Annotated in this window: 16 protein-coding genes; 4 read left to right on the top strand and 12 right to left on the bottom strand. The window is 71.7% G+C overall.

Features of this window, described 5'->3' with window-relative positions; all coding sequences use genetic code 11:
- Nucleotides 1-200 precede the first annotated feature (200 nt).
- Both ACRB68_RS00675 and ACRB68_RS00670 read right to left on the bottom strand, forming a co-directional pair.
- Nucleotides 201-752 carry a hypothetical protein gene (locus ACRB68_RS00675; RefSeq protein WP_153530389.1) on the bottom strand — a complete coding sequence of 184 codons (552 nt, stop codon included), beginning with the start codon at nt 750-752 and terminating at the stop codon, nt 201-203.
- 116 nt (nt 753-868) lie between these two features.
- Nucleotides 869-2,284, bottom strand: coding sequence for a hypothetical protein (locus tag ACRB68_RS00670; protein ID WP_153530388.1), 1,416 nt, complete (start codon nt 2,282-2,284; stop codon nt 869-871).
- Nucleotides 2,285-2,544: 260 nt separating this feature from the next.
- On the opposite strand from ACRB68_RS00670, the gene ACRB68_RS00665 reads away from it, so the two are divergent.
- Complete coding sequence (locus ACRB68_RS00665) at nt 2,545-4,392, top strand: glycoside hydrolase family 15 protein (RefSeq protein ID WP_153530387.1); 1,848 nt, start codon at nt 2,545-2,547, stop codon at nt 4,390-4,392.
- A gap of 69 nt (nt 4,393-4,461) precedes the next feature.
- On the opposite strand, the gene ACRB68_RS00660 is transcribed toward ACRB68_RS00665, so the two are convergent.
- Nucleotides 4,462-4,920, bottom strand: a complete 459-nt coding sequence (locus ACRB68_RS00660) for a DUF6069 family protein (RefSeq protein ID WP_153530386.1) — start codon at nt 4,918-4,920, stop codon at nt 4,462-4,464.
- Nucleotides 4,921-5,161: 241 nt separating this feature from the next.
- Here ACRB68_RS00660 and ACRB68_RS00655 point away from each other — a divergent pair, with 241 nt between their 5' ends.
- Both ACRB68_RS00655 and ACRB68_RS00650 read left to right on the top strand, forming a co-directional pair.
- Nucleotides 5,162-5,671 (top strand): hypothetical protein, encoded by a 510-nt coding sequence (locus ACRB68_RS00655; protein WP_153530385.1) that lies wholly within the window; start codon nt 5,162-5,164, stop codon nt 5,669-5,671.
- A 122-nt stretch (nt 5,672-5,793) separates the two neighbouring features.
- Nucleotides 5,794-6,288 (top strand): DUF1269 domain-containing protein, encoded by a 495-nt coding sequence (locus ACRB68_RS00650; protein ID WP_207709543.1) that lies wholly within the window; start codon nt 5,794-5,796, stop codon nt 6,286-6,288.
- A gap of 96 nt (nt 6,289-6,384) precedes the next feature.
- On the opposite strand, the gene ACRB68_RS00645 is transcribed toward ACRB68_RS00650, so the two are convergent.
- A complete protein-coding gene (locus tag ACRB68_RS00645) occupies nt 6,385-7,002 on the bottom strand; it encodes an HdeD family acid-resistance protein (protein WP_153530383.1) in 618 nt (205 codons plus the stop codon).
- 228 nt (nt 7,003-7,230) lie between these two features.
- Here ACRB68_RS00645 and ACRB68_RS00640 point away from each other — a divergent pair, with 228 nt between their 5' ends.
- The gene (locus ACRB68_RS00640) at nt 7,231-8,634 is read left to right on the top strand and encodes an MFS transporter (protein ID WP_207709542.1); all 1,404 of its coding nucleotides are present in this window, start codon (nt 7,231-7,233) and stop codon (nt 8,632-8,634) included.
- A 277-nt stretch (nt 8,635-8,911) separates the two neighbouring features.
- On the opposite strand, the gene ppk2 is transcribed toward ACRB68_RS00640, so the two are convergent.
- The 8 genes from ppk2 to ACRB68_RS00595 all read right to left on the bottom strand — a co-directional run bounded on the left by ppk2 (nt 8,912) and on the right by ACRB68_RS00595 (nt 16,487).
- Nucleotides 8,912-9,889, bottom strand: a complete 978-nt coding sequence (ppk2, locus tag ACRB68_RS00635; protein WP_153530382.1) for a polyphosphate kinase 2 — start codon at nt 9,887-9,889, stop codon at nt 8,912-8,914.
- Nucleotides 9,890-9,979: 90 nt separating this feature from the next.
- Nucleotides 9,980-10,297 (bottom strand): DUF6920 family protein, encoded by a 318-nt coding sequence (locus ACRB68_RS00630; protein WP_153530381.1) that lies wholly within the window; start codon nt 10,295-10,297, stop codon nt 9,980-9,982.
- A 345-nt stretch (nt 10,298-10,642) separates the two neighbouring features.
- Complete coding sequence (locus ACRB68_RS00625) at nt 10,643-11,224, bottom strand: TetR/AcrR family transcriptional regulator (RefSeq protein WP_153530380.1); 582 nt, start codon at nt 11,222-11,224, stop codon at nt 10,643-10,645.
- Between the two features lie 25 nt (nt 11,225-11,249).
- Nucleotides 11,250-11,957 carry a hypothetical protein gene (locus ACRB68_RS00620; protein ID WP_153530379.1) on the bottom strand — a complete coding sequence of 236 codons (708 nt, stop codon included), beginning with the start codon at nt 11,955-11,957 and terminating at the stop codon, nt 11,250-11,252.
- Between the two features lie 583 nt (nt 11,958-12,540).
- Nucleotides 12,541-13,551, bottom strand: coding sequence for a sugar phosphate isomerase/epimerase family protein (locus ACRB68_RS00610; protein WP_153530378.1), 1,011 nt, complete (start codon nt 13,549-13,551; stop codon nt 12,541-12,543).
- 4 nt (nt 13,552-13,555) lie between these two features.
- Complete coding sequence (locus ACRB68_RS00605; RefSeq protein WP_153530377.1) at nt 13,556-15,064, bottom strand: GMC oxidoreductase; 1,509 nt, start codon at nt 15,062-15,064, stop codon at nt 13,556-13,558.
- Nucleotides 15,061-16,086, bottom strand: coding sequence for a sugar phosphate isomerase/epimerase family protein (locus tag ACRB68_RS00600; RefSeq protein ID WP_153530376.1), 1,026 nt, complete (start codon nt 16,084-16,086; stop codon nt 15,061-15,063). The genes ACRB68_RS00605 and ACRB68_RS00600 overlap by 4 nt, the downstream gene beginning before the upstream one ends.
- Nucleotides 16,083-16,487 carry a C-glycoside deglycosidase beta subunit domain-containing protein gene (locus ACRB68_RS00595; protein WP_153530375.1) on the bottom strand — a complete coding sequence of 135 codons (405 nt, stop codon included), beginning with the start codon at nt 16,485-16,487 and terminating at the stop codon, nt 16,083-16,085. The genes ACRB68_RS00600 and ACRB68_RS00595 overlap by 4 nt, the downstream gene beginning before the upstream one ends.
- Between the last annotated feature and the right edge of the window lie 2 nt (nt 16,488-16,489).

Raw genomic sequence — 16,489 nt, 5'->3', positions numbered from 1 at the left:
AAGCATCGGCCCTGTTCGGACGAAGAGAAGTCCGGCCCGGCAGGGCCGGACCGGGCCGGACTCTCAGGTGCCGGCGGGGGCGGGTACGCCGGCACCGTCCTCAACGCCGCCGCGCCACCCGGCGCGCGGTGCGCCGTGACGTGCGGCGGGCGATTCTGCGAGCTCCGAACATGTGTCCCTCCCAACCGTTCCAGGGCCGCTCAGCGGCCCGTCGTCGTTCCCGATGTCTCCAGGGCGTCCAGCCGCCGTGCTTCCTCCGCGGTGTGCAGCCCGATCGCGACCAGGTCGAACGGGCTGACGAACGCGTCGCTGATCCGGAACCCGTTCGCGCGCATGATCGCGTCGCGCAGCGGCACCGCCCAGTGGTGCTCGATGAGCAGCAGGGCCGCGGCGGTGCCGGCGGGAATGTCGGCGATGACGTCCCAGGCGTCCGGGCCCTCGGGGAACAGGTGGACGCCGTCCGCCGCCGCCTCGGCGCCGGCGAGCGCGCCGGCCGCCATCCCCTCCTCTCCCTCGATGCCGAGGCCGATGAGCGCGCCGACCTTGCTGCCCAGCTCGATCGCCTCCTCGGTCGTCAGGTTGCTGAGGTGCTCCACCTCCAGCGCGCCCTCCTCGTCCTTGTGGACGGCGAGGGCGTCGATGACACGCACCGCGTCGTTGGCGCGGAGCCGCTCCAGCTCGGCGATGACCTCGCCGCGGAAACGCGGACGGTCGAACCCCAGCACGATCAACTGCACCGGCCCTATGGCCATGGCGGTCCTCTCCTCTCTCGGGCGGCCCGGCGGCCACCGGGCCTTGCCTCCCACCGTGGCGGGCACGCGGCCGCGGGGCCTCACCCGCCGGGGATGACTCCGTGCCCGGATCGCCGTCACCTCCCGGCGGTCGGTGATTCCGTCCGCGCGGGCGTGCGGTCTCCGCGCGGGTCCGGCGTGGCGGGCCGCGCCAGGACGGCGACGCCGGCCTCGTAGGCGGCCACGATCACCAGGACGACCAGGAGAGCCGTCCAGGACGGGAACAGGAAGGCGAACAGGGACGCCACCACGGCGCCGCCGATGCGCAGGGCGTCCAGATGCCGGGCCGTCCAGGTCCGGAGGCTCTCGTCGGCGGCGGTGGACCGCACCCTCCCCACCAGTGAGCGGGCGCCGCGCACGATCGACAGGCGGACCAGGACCGGAAGCCTGCCCGGACCGACCAGGTACGAGACGGCGGCGACGGCGACGCCCAGCCAGAGCATCTGGTCGCCGCGTTCTCGGAGCATCCTGAAGACCTCGTGCACCGCCGCGGACGCCCCCTCCCGGTAGACGCCCTGCGGTACGCGCTCCAGCATCCGGTCGCGGATCTCCCGCAGCACCCCCGCGAGCACCACCTCGCCGATCGCCACCGCGACGCCGAACTGCAGCAGCGTGCGCCTGCGCCCGGGTGAGACCCACACCGCCAGCCCGAGGCAGAGGAGCGTGCCGAGGACGAGAAGGAAGAGGCCGCGCTTGCACAGCAGCACCGCGTCCTGGAAACCGCTGAGGTCGGCATCGTGGTAGACCGTGATCTGCCCGAAGTCGGCGGGCAGCGTCACCCCGAGCGCCGCCTGCACCCTCTCGCGCAGGTCCGCCGGAACCTCGGCCGAGGAGAGCGCCGGGAGCCGCAACTGCCGTCCGAAGAGCGTCGGCATCTCGTTGGACACCTTGACCAGGACGTCGTTGATGACCGGCAGGAGGTTGAGCGTGACCGTGTCGTCGTGGACGGTGAGGGTGCTGCTCTCGCCTTTGACGGTCGCCACGATCTGCGCGTGCGCGAACTCGTTGGCCTGGCGCCAGAGGGCCGCGAACCGGTCGGTCGCCATGAACGCCTGCACCTGCTCGCGCATGTAGTCGCGGACGGCGCCGGTGACCGGATCGGCGAGGAAGGCGGCCTTCGGAGGGAGCGCCTCCGCGAGGCGTTTCCGCACGTCCAGCCGGTCGAAGACCTGATCGGTCAGGTAGGCCGCCATCGCGGCGTTGATTTCTGGACGCTGCGGAAGCGGTGCCACGGTGGCGACCCAGCGATCGGTGTCCAGCGTCGTGCGGGCGCCCCAGACGCCGATGACGGAGGCGACCAGCCCGAAGCCCGCCAGCGCCACCAGCGCCGCCGCGATCGTGCGCCGTACTCGCAACGGCCCTGGACGCGCGCGGGGGACGGGGCGTTCGGCGAGCCGTCGCCGAAGGTCCGCCACCTCTGCGCGCAGCCGTTGCACGTCCTCGGTTCCGGACGCGCCGGCGCCTTCGCCGGCCGCATGGTCTGCATCGCTCATTCCAAGCCTCCATGGTCGGGAGCCATGCGGGAATCGTGGAACGCCCGGCCCACGACGCCATCACCCTCACCGGGTGGCCGATCCCGATCACGGTGGTGCGCCTTCCCGCCCGTGGTGATCACCCGCCGTGGGGGAGGAGGCGCCGGGCGCGGCCCGCGAGGCTTCGAGGAGAGGGCGGTTCGTGCCGATCCGCACGGCCCGCCACCCGACTGTTCGGGCTTCATCGGAGTCCGCCCCTGCACTGGAACGGAGAGACGGAGATGGACGGTCATCCAGCCATCGAGCAGCACGGGCTCATCGGCGATCTGCAGACCGCGGCGCTCGTGGCCGACGACGGCACGATCGACTGGTTCTGCAGCCCGCGCTTCGACTCGCCGAGCATGTTCGCGTCCCTGCTCGACGAGGAGCGCGGCGGCCGGTTCCGCATCGCCCCGGAGGCCGAAGGCTGCGTGAGCCGGCAGCTCTACCTGCCCGGCACCGCGGTCCTGATCACGCGGTTCATGGCGCCGGACGGGGTCGGCGAGGTGATCGACTTCATGCCGGTCCAGGACGGGCCGGCCACCGGGCGCCACCTGCTGGTCCGGATCGTCCGCGTCGTGCGGGGGCGGATGCGGTTCGTCGTCGAGTGCGCACCGGCGTTCGACTACGGCCGCCAGGCCCACACGACCGAGGTCACCGAGAACGGCGTCGCCTTCCGCGGTCCCGGCTGCGCGGTCAACCTGTCGATCGTGCGCCGCCCCGAGGAGGAAGCGGTGGACGCCGCGCAGTTGCGGGTCGACGGGCGCGGAGGGGTCCGCGCCGTCGTCACGGCGTCGGCGGGCCAGGCGGGAGGCGTCGTGCTGGAGACCGGGCCGGACGGCCCGCCGGCGCGGTGGGAACCGGAGCGGGTGCTCCAGGCCCTGGACCGGACCCGGGCGTTCTGGCGGAACTGGATCGGGCGGTCGACCTACCGGGGCCGGTGGCGCGAGATGGTCGAGCGTTCGGCGATGACCCTCAAGCTGATGACGTACGCCCCGACGGGAGCCCTGGTGGCGGCGCCGACGGCGGGCCTGCCCGAGCTCGTGGGCGGGGAGCGCAACTGGGACTACCGCTTCACCTGGGTGCGCGACGCCTCCTTCTCGGTGCGCGCCCTGCTCGGACTGGGCTTCGAACGTGAGGCGGAGGGGTTCTTGAAGTGGCTGGGGGAACGGGTCCGCGAGGCCGGTGAGCGGTCGTCCCCGTTGCAGATCATGTACCGGATCGACGGATCCGCCGACCTGGCGGAGCAGGAGCTGGGGCATCTCACCGGCTACCTGGGATCGCGCCCCGTCCGCATCGGCAACGGCGCCGCCGCCCAGAGGCAGCTCGACATCTACGGCGAGGCCCTGGACACCGTCCATGTGGCGGACGCGCACGGCCTGCGGGTCCCGCACGACGGCTGGACGCATCTGCGCCGCATCGTCGACTGGCTCACCCGGCACTGGGACCAGCGCGACGCGGGGCTGTGGGAGACCCGTGGCGGACCCCAGGACTTCACCTACGGGCGTGTCATGTCATGGGTGGCGCTGGACCGGGCGATACGGATCTCCCAGAAGCGCGGGCTTCCCGCCGACCTCGCCGCCTGGACGCGCGCCCGGGACGCGGTCTACGAGCAGGTCATGAGCCGGGGCTGGAACGAGGACCGGGCGGCCTTCGTCCAGCATTACGACGGCATCGTGCTGGACGCCTCGCTCCTCTACATGCCGGCGGTCGGCTTCATCGCTCCCGATGACCCGAGGTGGGCCTCGACACTGCACGCCATGGACCGTGAACTGGTCTCCGACAGCCTGGTCTACCGGTACGACCCCGACGCGTCGCCCGACGGGCTGCGCGGATCGGAGGGGACGTTCTCGATGTGCACCTTCTGGTACGTCAGCGCCCTGGCCCACTCGGGGCGGCTGGAGGAGGCGCGCCTGACGTTCGAGAAGATGCTCACCTACGGCAACCACCTGGGGCTCTACGCCGAGGAGATCGGGCCGACCGGGCGGCAGCTCGGCAACTTCCCGCAGGCCTTCAGCCACCTGGCCCTGATCACCGCCGCCGTGGACCTCGATCGCCGGCTCGACCTGGAGGCCGCCCGCCCGGCATGACGGGCGGTCCGGCATGACGGGCGGTGCGGCATGCCGGGCGGTCCGGCGCGGCGGACCGCCCGGCGCCGGTCACCGATCGCCGGTCCGGCCGGAACGCAGTGCCGCGTATCCGGTCTGGGTGAGCAGTGAGGCGATGGTGAGGCCGACGAAGAGGTTGACGAGGCCGGTCGCGACCTCCCTGGCGAGAGCGGCGCCGGTGATGAACGGCGCGATCGTGAGGACCATGGTGAGCAGGCCGGTCACCCGGGCGAAGAAGTCCATGGGCCGCGCGGTGAGGACGACGAGCAGCTGCAGGACCAGGGTGGTGACCAGCGCGCCGGCGGCCGCCGCGAGCACATAGGCTCCCGCGGCGGTGTCCGCCAGAGCCTCCTCGCGTTCCGGGACGAGCAGGCGGACGCCCAGCACGCCGTGCGTGATGAGGACACCGAGGAAGGCGACCAGCGCGGCGACCAGCGCGGTGGCCAGCCCTCCGCCCCACAGGCGCAACGCATCGATCTTCGGCTCTCCTTCAGGACCCGGGCCGGTCATCGCCCGCCTCCCTTCCGCGATGTCGTCCGGGGGCGGGACGGCGTCCACCGACGCCGGCGGCCGGGGCGTTCTCGTTCGGTGTTCATGGACGCAGCGTCAGGGGAGCGTCATCGAGACGGGGTCATCCGTCGCAGGTGATTCTGCGCGTGTCCCCGCGGCGGAGGGTGGGTTCCGCCCCTCCCACCGCGGCCATGCCGACGCTGTCCGGGCAGGGGTCCCAGGGCGAGATCGGGGGAACCGGATGAACGAGGGACGAACGGTCGCCGAACCGGAGCCGGAGGAGCGGGCGGACTATGCCGGCGCGGTGTACGGATCCCTGCTGGCGGCTTCCGTCGTGGTGGGGGCGAGCCCGCGAGAGGAGCCGGCCTCCCCGGCGACTCTCATCGCGTTGCTGCTCGCCACCGGGTTCGTGTTCTGGCTGGCGCACGTGTACGCGCGGCTGGTCGGAGACCGCAGGCACGCCGTCCGGCTGAGCCGGGCGGAGATCCGGTCGGTCGGACGGCACGAGTGGCCGCTGGTCCAGGCGATGTTCCCGCCGGCGGTGGCGGCAGGACTGTGCCGGCTGCTCGGTCTCCCCGACTCCGCCGCGTCCTGGACCGCGCTGGTGGTGGCGCTGTGCGGTCAGGTGGGCTGGTCGGCCGTCGCGGGCGCCAGATCGAACGCCCCGGTCTCCCTCACCGTGCTCACGGTCGTGGTCAATCTCTTCCTCGGCCTGATCATCGTCGCCCTCAAGGTGCTGCTGTCGCATTGACGACCGGCGCCAGGGCGCGAAGGCCGACTTCATCCTTTTGGGGGGATGGTGTTCGTTCCCGGCCCCGGTTGGCTGAAGCCGTCAGACACCAGTCGGAGAACGACCAGAGAGGCGGTACGGCGGTGGCCGAACTGATCGCAATCGGATACCCGGACGAGGTGACGGCCTCCCAGGCCGAGCGGGAGGTCCACAGGCTCGGCGACGAACTCGTCGTCCAGACCGACGCCGTCGCGGTGATCTCCCGTGACGGCGACGGGAAGTTCCACGTCAGCACCAACCACCACGCGGTCGCCGGCGGCGCGACCTGGGGGATGTTCTGGGGCATGCTCTTCGGCCTGATCTTCTTCGTCCCCTTCCTCGGCATGGCGATCGGCGCCGGCATGGGGGCGCTCATGGGAAGGATCGAGAAGTCCGGCATCGACAAGCACTTCCAGAAGCAGGTCCGCGACATGCTCCAGCCGGGCACGTCGGCGCTGTTCATGGTCGTCCAGAAGGTCACGCCGGACAAGGCGGTCGCCGCCCTCGGCAAGTACGGCGGCACGGTACTGCAGTCGTCGCTGTCGGAGGAGACCGAGCGCGAGCTCCAAGAGGCTCTGCACGGCGCGCAGCGGAGCTGACGACCGCCAGGACCGGACGCACATGAATGTGCTCCGCCCCTTGAGGACGCGCCCGGGCGCGTCCTCAAGGGGCGGAGCACGAGGCGGAGGGGGACGTCAGGCCGCCTCCGCCTTCGTGACGGCGTGCCGGATCCAGAGCGCGACGAGCACCGTCACGATCCCCCACGTCATGAGCCCGAGCCCGAAACCCCACGTGAGCGCGACGAGCGTGATGCCGGGGAAGGTGAGCAGCACGATCCCGGCCAGCACCGAGAGAGCCGAGAGCGCGAGCGCCGGGCGGCGTCCGGGACGGGCCTTGTCCGACAGCACGACGACGAACTCGATGACGCCGCCCGCCAGCCAGGCGAGGCCGACGATGAGGGCCAGCACCGCGACGGTCCGATGCACGTCGCGCAGCGCGAGGACCCCCACGACCAGCGACAGCGCCCCGAGGACGGCGAAGAGCACACGCGAGCCTCCGTCACCGTCGGCGAAGACCGCCTGCGCGAGGCGCAGGACGCCGCCGAAGACGAACTGCAGCCCGATCAGCACGGCGATGACGCCGATGGTGGCCCGCGGCCAGCAGACGATGGCCAGCCCCAGGCCGAAGGAGAGCACGCCGGCCAGGACGGGCAGGGCCCAGTGGCCGCCCGCCGGGCGCATGAGCAGGGCCCCGTCCCCTTCGCCGGGCGGGCGAGGGAGGTCGGCGCCGGTGTTCGGCTGGGTCACGGACATGGTGGTTCCCTCCGGTGCGGTGGTGCGGGTCGTTGCCGCGTCAGCTGTGAATCGTCGCCTCGCCGGACCCGCGCGGCATCACCCGCACCAGGTGAGCGCACGCGGCGGCCGGTGCGCTCCGTCCCATCGCGCGCCGGCGCGGCGCAGGATCCCCCTCACGGGGTGAGGCCCGGCCGGGAAGACCACCGGACCCTGGCACGGTGCACGTCTTGAGAGAAGGGGACGCCGGTGACCGGTACGAAGGCCCGACCGCACGCGCGGGCGGGGACGCGGAGGGTGCTGTTCCCGCTCGCCCTCGCCCAGTTCGTCTGCAGCTTCGCCGGGTCGAACATGAACGTGATGATCAATGACATCAGCCGGGACCTGGACACGACGGTCCAGGGCGTGCAGATCGCCATCACGGTGTTCCTCCTGGTGATGGCGGCGCTGATGATCCCCGGCGGCAAGCTGACCGACCGGTACGGACGCAAGCGGTGCCTGATGACCGGCCTCGCCGTCTACGGCATCGGCGCCCTGCTGTCGGCCGCGGCGCCCGGCCTGGGCGTCCTCATCCTCGGCAACTCGCTCCTGGAGGGCGCCGGCACGGCGCTGCTGATCCCGCCCGTCTACATCCTGACCACGCTGCTGTTCACCGACGTCACCTCGCGGGCGCGTGCCTTCGGGGCCATCATGGCCTTCGGCGGCATCGGTGCCGCCGCGGGCCCGCTGATCGGCGGAATGATCACCTCGGCGCTGAGCTGGCGGGTCGCCTTCGTGTTCCAGGCCCTGGTGATCGCGCTGATCATCGCCTTGAGCCGGGCGATCGAAGATCCGCTGCCGCCCGATCCCACCCGGCCCTTCGACCTGCGCGGCGCGGTCCTGTCGGCCGTCGGACTCGTCCTGCTGGTGGCGGGCATCCTGGCGGCGAAGAACGACGTCCGGATCACCCTCGGACTGCTGGCCGCGAGCGGGCTCGTCCTCACCTGGTTCTTCCGCTGGAGCCGCGCCCGCGACCGCGCCGGGGAGGAGGCGCTGCTGTCGACGAGCCTGTTCCGCGACCGCCGGTCCAACCTCGGGCTCGTGACCCAGCACGTCCAGTGGCTCATGCTCATGGGGACGTCGTTCACGGTGGCCGCGTACCTGCAGGTCGTGCGCCACTACGACGCGGTCCGGACCGGCGTCGTCTTCACCGCGGCCACCGCGGGCCTGCTGGCGTCGTCGCTCGCGGCCGAACGCCTGGCCAGACGGCGAGCGCAACGGACCCTCATCGTGGCGGGCTTCACCGTCACCATCCCCGGCATCGCCGTCCTGATCGCCATGGTGCACGCCTCCTCGAACCCCTGGGCCTTCACCCCCGGGCTCCTGCTGATCGGCCTCGGCATCGGCCTGATGCTCACCCCTTCGGTCAACGTGGTGCAGTCGAGCTTCGGGCCGGACCGGCAGGGGGAGATCTCGGGCCTGTCGCGCAGCGTCTCGAACCTGGGCTCGTCGCTGGGCACCGCGATCGCCGGCACCATCCTCGTCGCCGGCCTCGACCGGCACGCCTACGCGGCCGCGATGGTCGCGCTCATCGCCATCGGCCTCATCGGCCTCATCAGCGCCCTGTTCCTCCCACGCGGCAGCCCGGCGACCGCACCTTCGAAGCTCGCATGAGCGTGTGGGCGGACTGAAGGCAGGGCCGCGTCCTCGGCGGCTTCATCGGAACGCAGAGACACGGGGAGGCATCGGCGGCGGCCGCGTCCCGGTCGCCGCCCTCCGTTCCGCCACGACGGGCCGCAGCCGAGCAAGCGAACATCGAGCCGACACGGGGACATATCAGGCGTTGATCTTGCTGTGCGAACGTGCGTTCATACGGGTCAGGGGTAGCGCGCCCGGCAGGATCCGCAGCCGCCGCCGATCATGATGAGGGGGAACGGCCTCGGCCGCGGGGTCACCGCTCCCGGGCGGAGCGGGCGAGGATCCATGCCTCGCGCTCGCCCTCCTCGAACAGGTGCGCCGCCGGGCCGATGATCTTTTTGTCGGGGGTGCCGACCACCGCGGTGTCCTTGCCGGGGTAGTCGAACAGGTGCAGCACGTGCCGCATCGCCTCCAGCCGGGCGCGCTTCTTGTCGTTGGACTTCACGACCGTCCAGGGCGCGTCGGCGGTGTCGGTGTGGAAGAACATCAGTTCCTTGGCCTCGGTGTAGGCGTCCCACTTGTCGAGGGAGGCCAGGTCCACCGGGCTGAGCTTCCACTGGCGGACCGGGTCGACCTGCCGGATGAGGAAGCGGTTGCGCTGCTCGGCCCGCGACACCGAGAACCAGAACTTCACCAGGTGGACGCCGTCGCGGACCAGCAGCCGCTCGAACTCGGGTGCCTGGTGCATGAACTCGACGTATTCGCGCGGCGTGCAGAACCCCATGACCCGTTCAACGCCGGCGCGGTTGTACCAGGAGCGGTCGAACAGCACGATCTCACCGGCGCTGGGCAGATGTGCCACGTAGCGCTGGAAGTACCACTGGGTGCGTTCCCGCTCGGTCGGTTTGGCGAGCGCGACCACGCGTGCGCCGCGCGGGTTGAGGTGCTCGGTGAACCGTTTGATCGTGCCGCCCTTGCCCGCGGCGTCGCGTCCCTCGAACAGCACGACCACCCGCTGCCCGGTCGACTGGACCCAGGCCTGCAGTTTCAGCAGCTCGATCTGCAGCGCCCTCTTCTCCTTCTCGTACGCCGCCCGCTTCAGCTTGCGCGCATAGGGATAGCCCTCACGCCAGGCCTTGCTGTCACGTCCGGACGGACGGACCAGGACGGGATCGTCGTCGCCGCTGTCGGCCACGGTGAAACCGTCCAGGTAGGGGCCGCCGTGGAGTGCGGCCTGCGTCTCTTCGGCCGGGTCCGGACGGTCGCTTCGTCTTGGCTCGGGCTGCGTCATCGGTCGGCCTCCTGGGCAGATGGTTCAGCGGAAGTCCGCATGATCGATTGTGGACCTGAAGAATTCCCCGTCGGTCCAGTGGGGCGTTCCCTACCACCATCCGGCGCTGATCTCGGCGCCGAAGGTGTGCTCGCGAAACCCGTCCCGCCGGGGTCGCCCCAGCGGGAGAGGGCGACCGCGCACGATGGTGAACGTCACCTGGTGCTCGGCGTCGTCGATCGACACGCGGGCCAAGGCCCGCTCATCGTCGACCGGCTCCCAGAAGACGGCGGGGGACAGTGCGGGGACGAGGGCCGGTTCGCCGGCCAGCCGCCCGGCCGCACTGCGGGCGATGTCGGGGCCGTCACCGGACATGACCGGCACCGCACCGAGCAGCCGCCACCGGCCGATCCGGATCCGGCCGTGCATGATCAGCCGCGCCGTGCTGCGCCTGCTTCCCGACGGCCGATCCTGGATCGCGTTCTTCTTCGACGTCTATCGGCAGTACCGCCGCTCAGGCACCGGCCCCGCCCAGCAGAGGTTCGCCGAACGGATCCTGACCGCCTCGGACCGGGCCGCGCTTCCCCCGCCGGGACGCCCGTCCCCGTCAACACCACCTACTGGTTCGAACGCGAACTTCGCCAGTATCCGGCCGTCGACCTCGACCTTTCGGTCCTCTCCACGCACGCCGCCCGGATCGTCCCGGCCGCAGGCGAGGAGTCGCGGGGCTTCCTGTCCCACCCCGCCGACTTCGCCGACCGGCTGCTCGCCGCCCTATAGCCCGACCGCAGAGGCCGTGCCGGGCTTCTGACCGCGCAAGCCGGCCTCTATGGCGGGTTCGGAGACGGTCTGGAACATGTGGTGGAGCGCCTCGGCCGGTTCGTGGGCTCCGGTTTCGAGCCAGGAGCGGACCATGGTGAGGAACATGCCGGTGACCATGGCGGCCAGCAGCGGCGGCGGGAGTTCCGGCTCCCGGCCGGGCGGCACCCGGCTCTGGAGATGCCGGGTGAGCCGGGTGGCCAGCTCGTCGTGCAGCGCGGACAGGAACACCGGGAGGGCGCGGCTGCGCGCCATGACCTGGTAGAGCTCGGCCTGGACACCGAGATGGCGGAGCAGGGCCAGCTCGGGGCGGGGTTCGGACTCGGCGAAAGAGGCCACCAGGAAGCGGACGCCGTCGGCGAGCAGGTCGTCCTTGCCGGTGAAATGGGCGTAGAAGGTGGAACGCCCCACGTCGGCGCGGTCGGTGATCTGCTGGATGGTGATCGCGTCGTACCGGCGGTCGCGCATGAGGTCCATCAGCGCGGCCGTGAGCGCCCGCCGTGTCCGCAGCGACCGGCGGTCCTTGCTGTCGGCCATGGCCGCTCCCCGTTCCCTCGGCGGTTCAAAGGACAGTGTCGCGGGCTCTGGCCAGCGGGAGAAACCCGATCAACATGCACAGGGACCCCAGGGTCATCCAGTTCTCGGTACCGGCGAACGCCAGGATGAGAACGTTGCCGGCGATGACCAGGGTGGCGGCCCAGCGGGGGAGGGTCCGGCTGCGGTACAGGGCGGCGCCCAGGACGATGAGGCCGACGAAGACCAGCACGGACAACGAGGTGGACACCAGGAGCATGCCGCGCGGTTTGACGAGCTCGCTCACCACGGGCAGCAGGACGCTCCGGTCGGCGTGGACCCGTCCGACGGCGGGGAAGGAGAGCCAGGCTCCGAGCACGCCGACGAAGTAGACCGCGCCGACGGTGGTCAGGGCGGCTCCGGACACCGCGCGCCAAGGGGTGCTCTGGTAGAGGATGAAGGCAAGGTAGAGGGCGGCGGCGATGAGGACCGGCATCGAGGCGTAGACGAAGATGTGGGGGAGGATCAGCTCGCGGAACCCTCCATCCGGCCCGGTGATCGTCGTCAGGAACTCCGCCGCCGGGGTCTTGCCGCCGGAGTCGGTGTAGGGGGAGCTGAAGTCCGGCGTCAAGAAGTCCCCGACGGACCGGTAGCTCAGCGCCCACCCGACCGCGAGCCCGAGCGGGGCCAGTACCAGCGACAAGCGTCCCGCGGTCCGCAGCGTCCTGCTCACCGCGGCCTGGTTCCTTCGCGCCATGACAATTCCTCCGGAGATTTCGACGATCGCCCGTTATCGGACACCTGTTCGGCAACGGAGTATTGCTCTCGCCGAAAACGCGGGTCAATGAACAGATCGCTCCCCTTGTAGTGAACTGGACATAAATGGAAAAGTGTCCCGGAAGTCCAGGGCGGCGGCGGTAGCCCCCGTGATCGTAGGAGCCCCAAGAAGCCGGTTAGGCAATGGCATACGGTGCCGCGGATGCGCAACCGGGTGACCTTGCCGGAACCGTCCATGACCGCCGTAACCGATGACGGCGGCCATGGACGTCACGATGACCTTGCCGGGGATGGCTCGACCTCCGCATTGAAGATGGCTTTCGCCGCCTACCAGAAGGCCGCCCGCACCCTCGCCGGCGTCGCCACGCCCTGGCGGACGCGCACGGCGTCGGCGACCGGCTCACCGCCGAGGCGAGGTGATGGCGTCCGACATGGTCGCGGTCATGTCCCGCTGGGAAGACGACAAGGACCGGTACGACCTGCCGGTCTCGGATGTCCTGGCCCATCTGCGGCGCTGAGCCCTGTCCGGACACCTTGGTACGACGCGATGGACCGGGCTGCCATCAGGACGGTGCGGCTTCAGCGAAGGCGGCGTCGAAGCGGGTGGCGGGGGGCGTGAAGTCGAGGGCGCGGAGGTAGGCGAGGCTCGCCGGGGCCCCCTCTTCGCGGGACATCCCGGGGTCCTCCCACTCGACGGAGACGGGGCCGGTGTAGCCGATGGCGGTGAGGGTGCGCAGGCACGCCTCCCAGGGGACGTCGCCGTGGCCGACCGAGGCGAAGTCGAAACCGCGGCGCGGGTCGCCCCATGCAAGGTGTGAGCCGAGGGCGCCGTTGCGGCCGTCGAGGGTGACGCGCGTGTCCTTGCAGTCGACGTGGAAGATCCTTTCGCGGAAGTCCCAGAGGAAGGCGCGGACGTCCACCTTCTGCCAGGTGAGGTGGGAGGGGTCCCAGTTGAAGCCGAAGGCGGGGTGCCCGTCGACGGCCTCCAAGGCGCGCTGGGCGGTCCAGTAGTCGTAGGCGATCTCGGACGGGTGGACCTCCAGCGCGAAGCGGACGCCGTGCTCGGCGAACGTGTCCAGGATCGGCGTCCAGCGCTCGGCGAAGTCGCGGTAGCCGGCCTCGATGACCTCGTCCGGGACCGGCGGGAACATCGCGACGTAGGGCCAGATCCTGGAGCCGGTGAACCCGACGACGGTGTCGACGCCGAAGGCGCGGGCCGCGCGGGCGGTGGCCTTCATCGTCTCGGCGGCGCGGCGGCGGACCCCCTCGGGGTCGCCGTCGCCCCAGACGGCGGCGGGCAGGATGCCCCGGTGCCGGAAGTCGATCGGGTCGTCGCAGACCGCCTGCCCGACCAGGTGCGCGGAGATCGCCCAGCAGTCCAGGCCGTGGTCGGCGAGGACCGCGCGGCGTTCGGCGACGTAGGCCGGGTCGGACGCGGCGCGCTCGACGTCGAGGTGGCGCGGGTCGCAGGCGATCTCCAGGCCGTCGAAGCCCCAGACGGCGGCTTTGCGGCAGACCTCCTCGAAGGGCAGGTCGGCCCACTGGCCGGTGAACAGGGTGTGCGGACGGGGCATCGGGTCAGCCTCTCGTGTCCAGGAGCCCGGCCATGGCCTCGACGGACCGGACGACCAGGGCGACGGCGGTGAGGGTCGGGTTGCAGGCGGTGGCGGTCGGGATGACGCCGTTGCCGCCGACGAACAGGTTGCGGAAGCCCCAGACGCGGCCGCGCTCGTCGCAGACGCTCGTGCCGTCGTCGGCCGGGCCCATCCGGACGCTGCCCTGGTAGTGCAGGGAGCTGCCCGCCGGGAGCAGGTCGGGGACGCGGGTCTGCTCGCCGAGCTCGGCGGCGAGCCCCTCCAGTTCCTTGACGGCGCGGCTCACCAGGTCCCGGTCGCCGGCGGTGAGCCGGTAGTCGATGTGGACGCGCGGCAGGCCGTACGCGTCCACATCATCGTCGTCGAACCAAACGCGGTCGTCGGCCTGAAGGTCCTTGGGCAGGAACCAGCCGAGGCCGACCATGGGCCGCGGGTCGGGACGGTCGCCGACGTGGACGGCGATGGGCGAGGCGTCCAGCTGCATGACCTGCCCGTGGAAGGGGTGGACGCCGTCGGCGAACGGCACCCACGACACTCCGGTGAGGGTGTCGCGGGGGTCGGTCGCGGTCGCGCCGCGTGCGGTCTCGGCGGGCAGGTCGACGCGCGCGCCGACGACGACCTGCGGTTGGTCGTTGAGGTAGCGGCCGAGCGCGTCCGGCCGCACTCCCGACGCCCACAGCAGCTGCGGGGTGCGCAGCGCGTCGCAGGCCACGGCGACGGCGCCCGCCCGGATCTGCGACACCTCGCCGGTGCGGGTGTCGACGACCTCGGCGCCGGTGGCGAGGTCGCCGTCCAGCAGGAGCCGGCGGGCGACCGTGTCCGCGCGCAGGACGAGCCGGTCGCCGGTCTCGCCGAGGATGGTGTCGGTGCCGGTCCAGCGCGGGAGCCCGCCGTCGGCGGACGGCGCGCAGGCGAGCGGCATCGGCCCGGTCCTGCGTCCCTGGGGAAGCAGGTGGTCGTAGCGCCGCGCCAGTTTCTCCCGGACGGTGGTGCTCGCGGCCGTGGGACGAAACCCGGTCGTGGTCGCGTTCAGCAGGTCTTCCGCGACGTCGAGGGCGGCGTCCATCTCGGCGTCGTCGATGAAGGGGACGCGCTCGGTGCCGCCGGGGCGGGGCACCGCGCAGGTCCAGTGGGCGCCCATGCCGCCGACGTTCGCCGAGTAGGCGGCGGCGGGCATGCCGTCCTGGCCGTCGCCGGTCCCGTCGTCGTCCTTGATCAGGACGGTGCCGGGCCGGGCGTGCAGCGGCCGCGCCCCGAAGGGCCGGAACCCGGCGGGCTGGGGTCCGCTGACACGTTCCTGGAGCTCCTTGCGCCGCTCGGCCGGCACGTTCCGGACGTTCTCGCCGGGCGCGGCGGTGAGCCGCGGTCCGGCCTCGATGACGAGCACCGAGGCCGCCGGGTAGGTGTCCAGGGCGCGGCGGGCGAACGCCGCGCCTGCGGGGCCGCTGCCGATGACCAGCAGGTCCACGCGTTCGGACCGGCGACCGGTCATGACGTCGCCAGCGAGGCGAAGACCCGCTCGCTCAGCCGGTGCTGGGCGGCGACCATCTCGAAGGGGTCGTCGGTGTCGTTCCAGTGCCACCCCTCCCATTCGGTGGAGATGTACCCCTCGTATCCCGCCTCGACCAGGTCGCGCAGCAGGATGTCGTGCGGCGCGGACGGCTCCGCCCCGTCGGCGTCGATGTCGTAGAACTTGGCGTGGACGTGGACGACCCACGGCATGATCTGCTTCCAGTCGGCCGGATCCATGTGCCCGAACAGGCCGACGGAGTTGGTGCCGATGCGGACCGACACGTCGTCGCCGCCGTACTGCTCGTTGATCTCCCGCATGCGCCTGAACCGGGCGCCCTGCTCGCGGTCGTCCATGATGAGCGGCTCGGTGTGGAAGGCGTTCCACTGGTCGCGGAACGCGGTGAGCAGCGCGTCCGGGACGCCCTTGGCGCGGTAGGCGCGCAGCAGGCTCGGCGGGAGCCGCGTGAGCGAGGCGCCCCAGTCGGGGATGAACCCCAGGTGCGGGGAGCCGAGCCGTTCGTAGCGTTCCAGCAGCGCCTGGATCTTGGGGTGGCCGACGCTGTGCGGGCTGTGGATCTCCATGCCGAGCCGCAGGTCCAGCCGTTCGGCGTGCGGCAGCAGCCGCTCCATCAGGTCGGGCGTCACCGAGTGCTGCACGCGGACGGTCGGGAAACCGAGTTCGTGCGCGGCCTCCAGCTGGGCGAGCATGTACTCCACCAGTTCGTCCTCGGTGAGCAGCCGGTCCTGCCGCAGCCCGGCGTCGGCGTTCGCGCCGAGGCACGACAGCTCCAGGCCCGCCGCGTCCACGAGGGTGCGGAAGCGGGCGGCGAACCCGTCCGGCAGGCGGGGGAAGCCCTTGATGCTCTGGAATCCGACGATCTCCAGGCCGGGGCCGAGGTCTCGCTCGCCGGCGATGCGGACAAGGTCCTCGAAGGTGTACTGGCGGGCGTGGAAGTAGGGGGTGAAGCTGTAGAGGGTCACACCCAGCTTGGGCAGGCTCACGCGGCGGTCTCCTTGGCAGGCATGGTCTTGGTGCAGCGCTCGGTCATCAGCAGCGGCTTCCCCGCGACCGGCAGGTAGGGGATGCGGACGCCGAGGACGACCTGGAGTTCGTGCGTCCCCCCGGCCGGGCCGGGGGCGGGGGCGGCGACGCGGACGAGGGCGTCGTCCAGCACGTACCAGACGTCGTCCCAGTCGCCGCGGGCCTCGGCGAGGGTCCGGGCGCGGCCGTTCACCTCGAAGGTGATCGCGTCGTCGGGGGCCCGGGCGCCGTCGAGGGTGACTTCCAGCTGCTCGATCGCGCTGACGGGCAGGGCCCGGTACCAGGGCAGCCGGACCGCCAGCTCGTAGCCGTCGGGCGTGACGGCCAGCGAGTCGTCGACGATGATGCGTTCGCGGAACAAGG

This window comes from Actinomadura macrotermitis, from assembly GCF_009604375.1.
Classification (GTDB): domain Bacteria; phylum Actinomycetota; class Actinomycetes; order Streptosporangiales; family Streptosporangiaceae; genus Spirillospora; species Spirillospora macrotermitis.
The sequence above is the reverse complement of the archived record's forward strand: the minus strand, read 5'-3'. Positions and strand labels throughout refer to the sequence as shown.

Excerpts from the sequence above, each read along its gene's own strand:
- ACRB68_RS00675 (WP_153530389.1), bottom strand. The coding sequence starts at position 752 with ATGGCCATAGGGCCGGTGCAGTTGATCGTGCTGGGGTTCGACCGTCCG.
- ACRB68_RS00670 (WP_153530388.1), bottom strand. The coding sequence starts at position 2,284 with ATGAGCGATGCAGACCATGCGGCCGGCGAAGGCGCCGGCGCGTCCGGA.
- ACRB68_RS00665 (WP_153530387.1), top strand. The coding sequence starts at position 2,545 with ATGGACGGTCATCCAGCCATCGAGCAGCACGGGCTCATCGGCGATCTG.
- ACRB68_RS00660 (WP_153530386.1), bottom strand. The coding sequence starts at position 4,920 with ATGACCGGCCCGGGTCCTGAAGGAGAGCCGAAGATCGATGCGTTGCGC.
- ACRB68_RS00655 (WP_153530385.1), top strand. The coding sequence starts at position 5,162 with ATGAACGAGGGACGAACGGTCGCCGAACCGGAGCCGGAGGAGCGGGCG.
- ACRB68_RS00645 (WP_153530383.1), bottom strand. The coding sequence starts at position 7,002 with ATGTCCGTGACCCAGCCGAACACCGGCGCCGACCTCCCTCGCCCGCCC.
- ppk2 (WP_153530382.1), bottom strand. The coding sequence starts at position 9,889 with ATGACGCAGCCCGAGCCAAGACGAAGCGACCGTCCGGACCCGGCCGAA.
- ACRB68_RS00630 (WP_153530381.1), bottom strand. The coding sequence starts at position 10,297 with ATGCACGGCCGGATCCGGATCGGCCGGTGGCGGCTGCTCGGTGCGGTG.
- ACRB68_RS00625 (WP_153530380.1), bottom strand. The coding sequence starts at position 11,224 with ATGGCCGACAGCAAGGACCGCCGGTCGCTGCGGACACGGCGGGCGCTC.
- ACRB68_RS00620 (WP_153530379.1), bottom strand. The coding sequence starts at position 11,957 with ATGGCGCGAAGGAACCAGGCCGCGGTGAGCAGGACGCTGCGGACCGCG.
- ACRB68_RS00610 (WP_153530378.1), bottom strand. The coding sequence starts at position 13,551 with ATGCCCCGTCCGCACACCCTGTTCACCGGCCAGTGGGCCGACCTGCCC.
- ACRB68_RS00605 (WP_153530377.1), bottom strand. The coding sequence starts at position 15,064 with ATGACCGGTCGCCGGTCCGAACGCGTGGACCTGCTGGTCATCGGCAGC.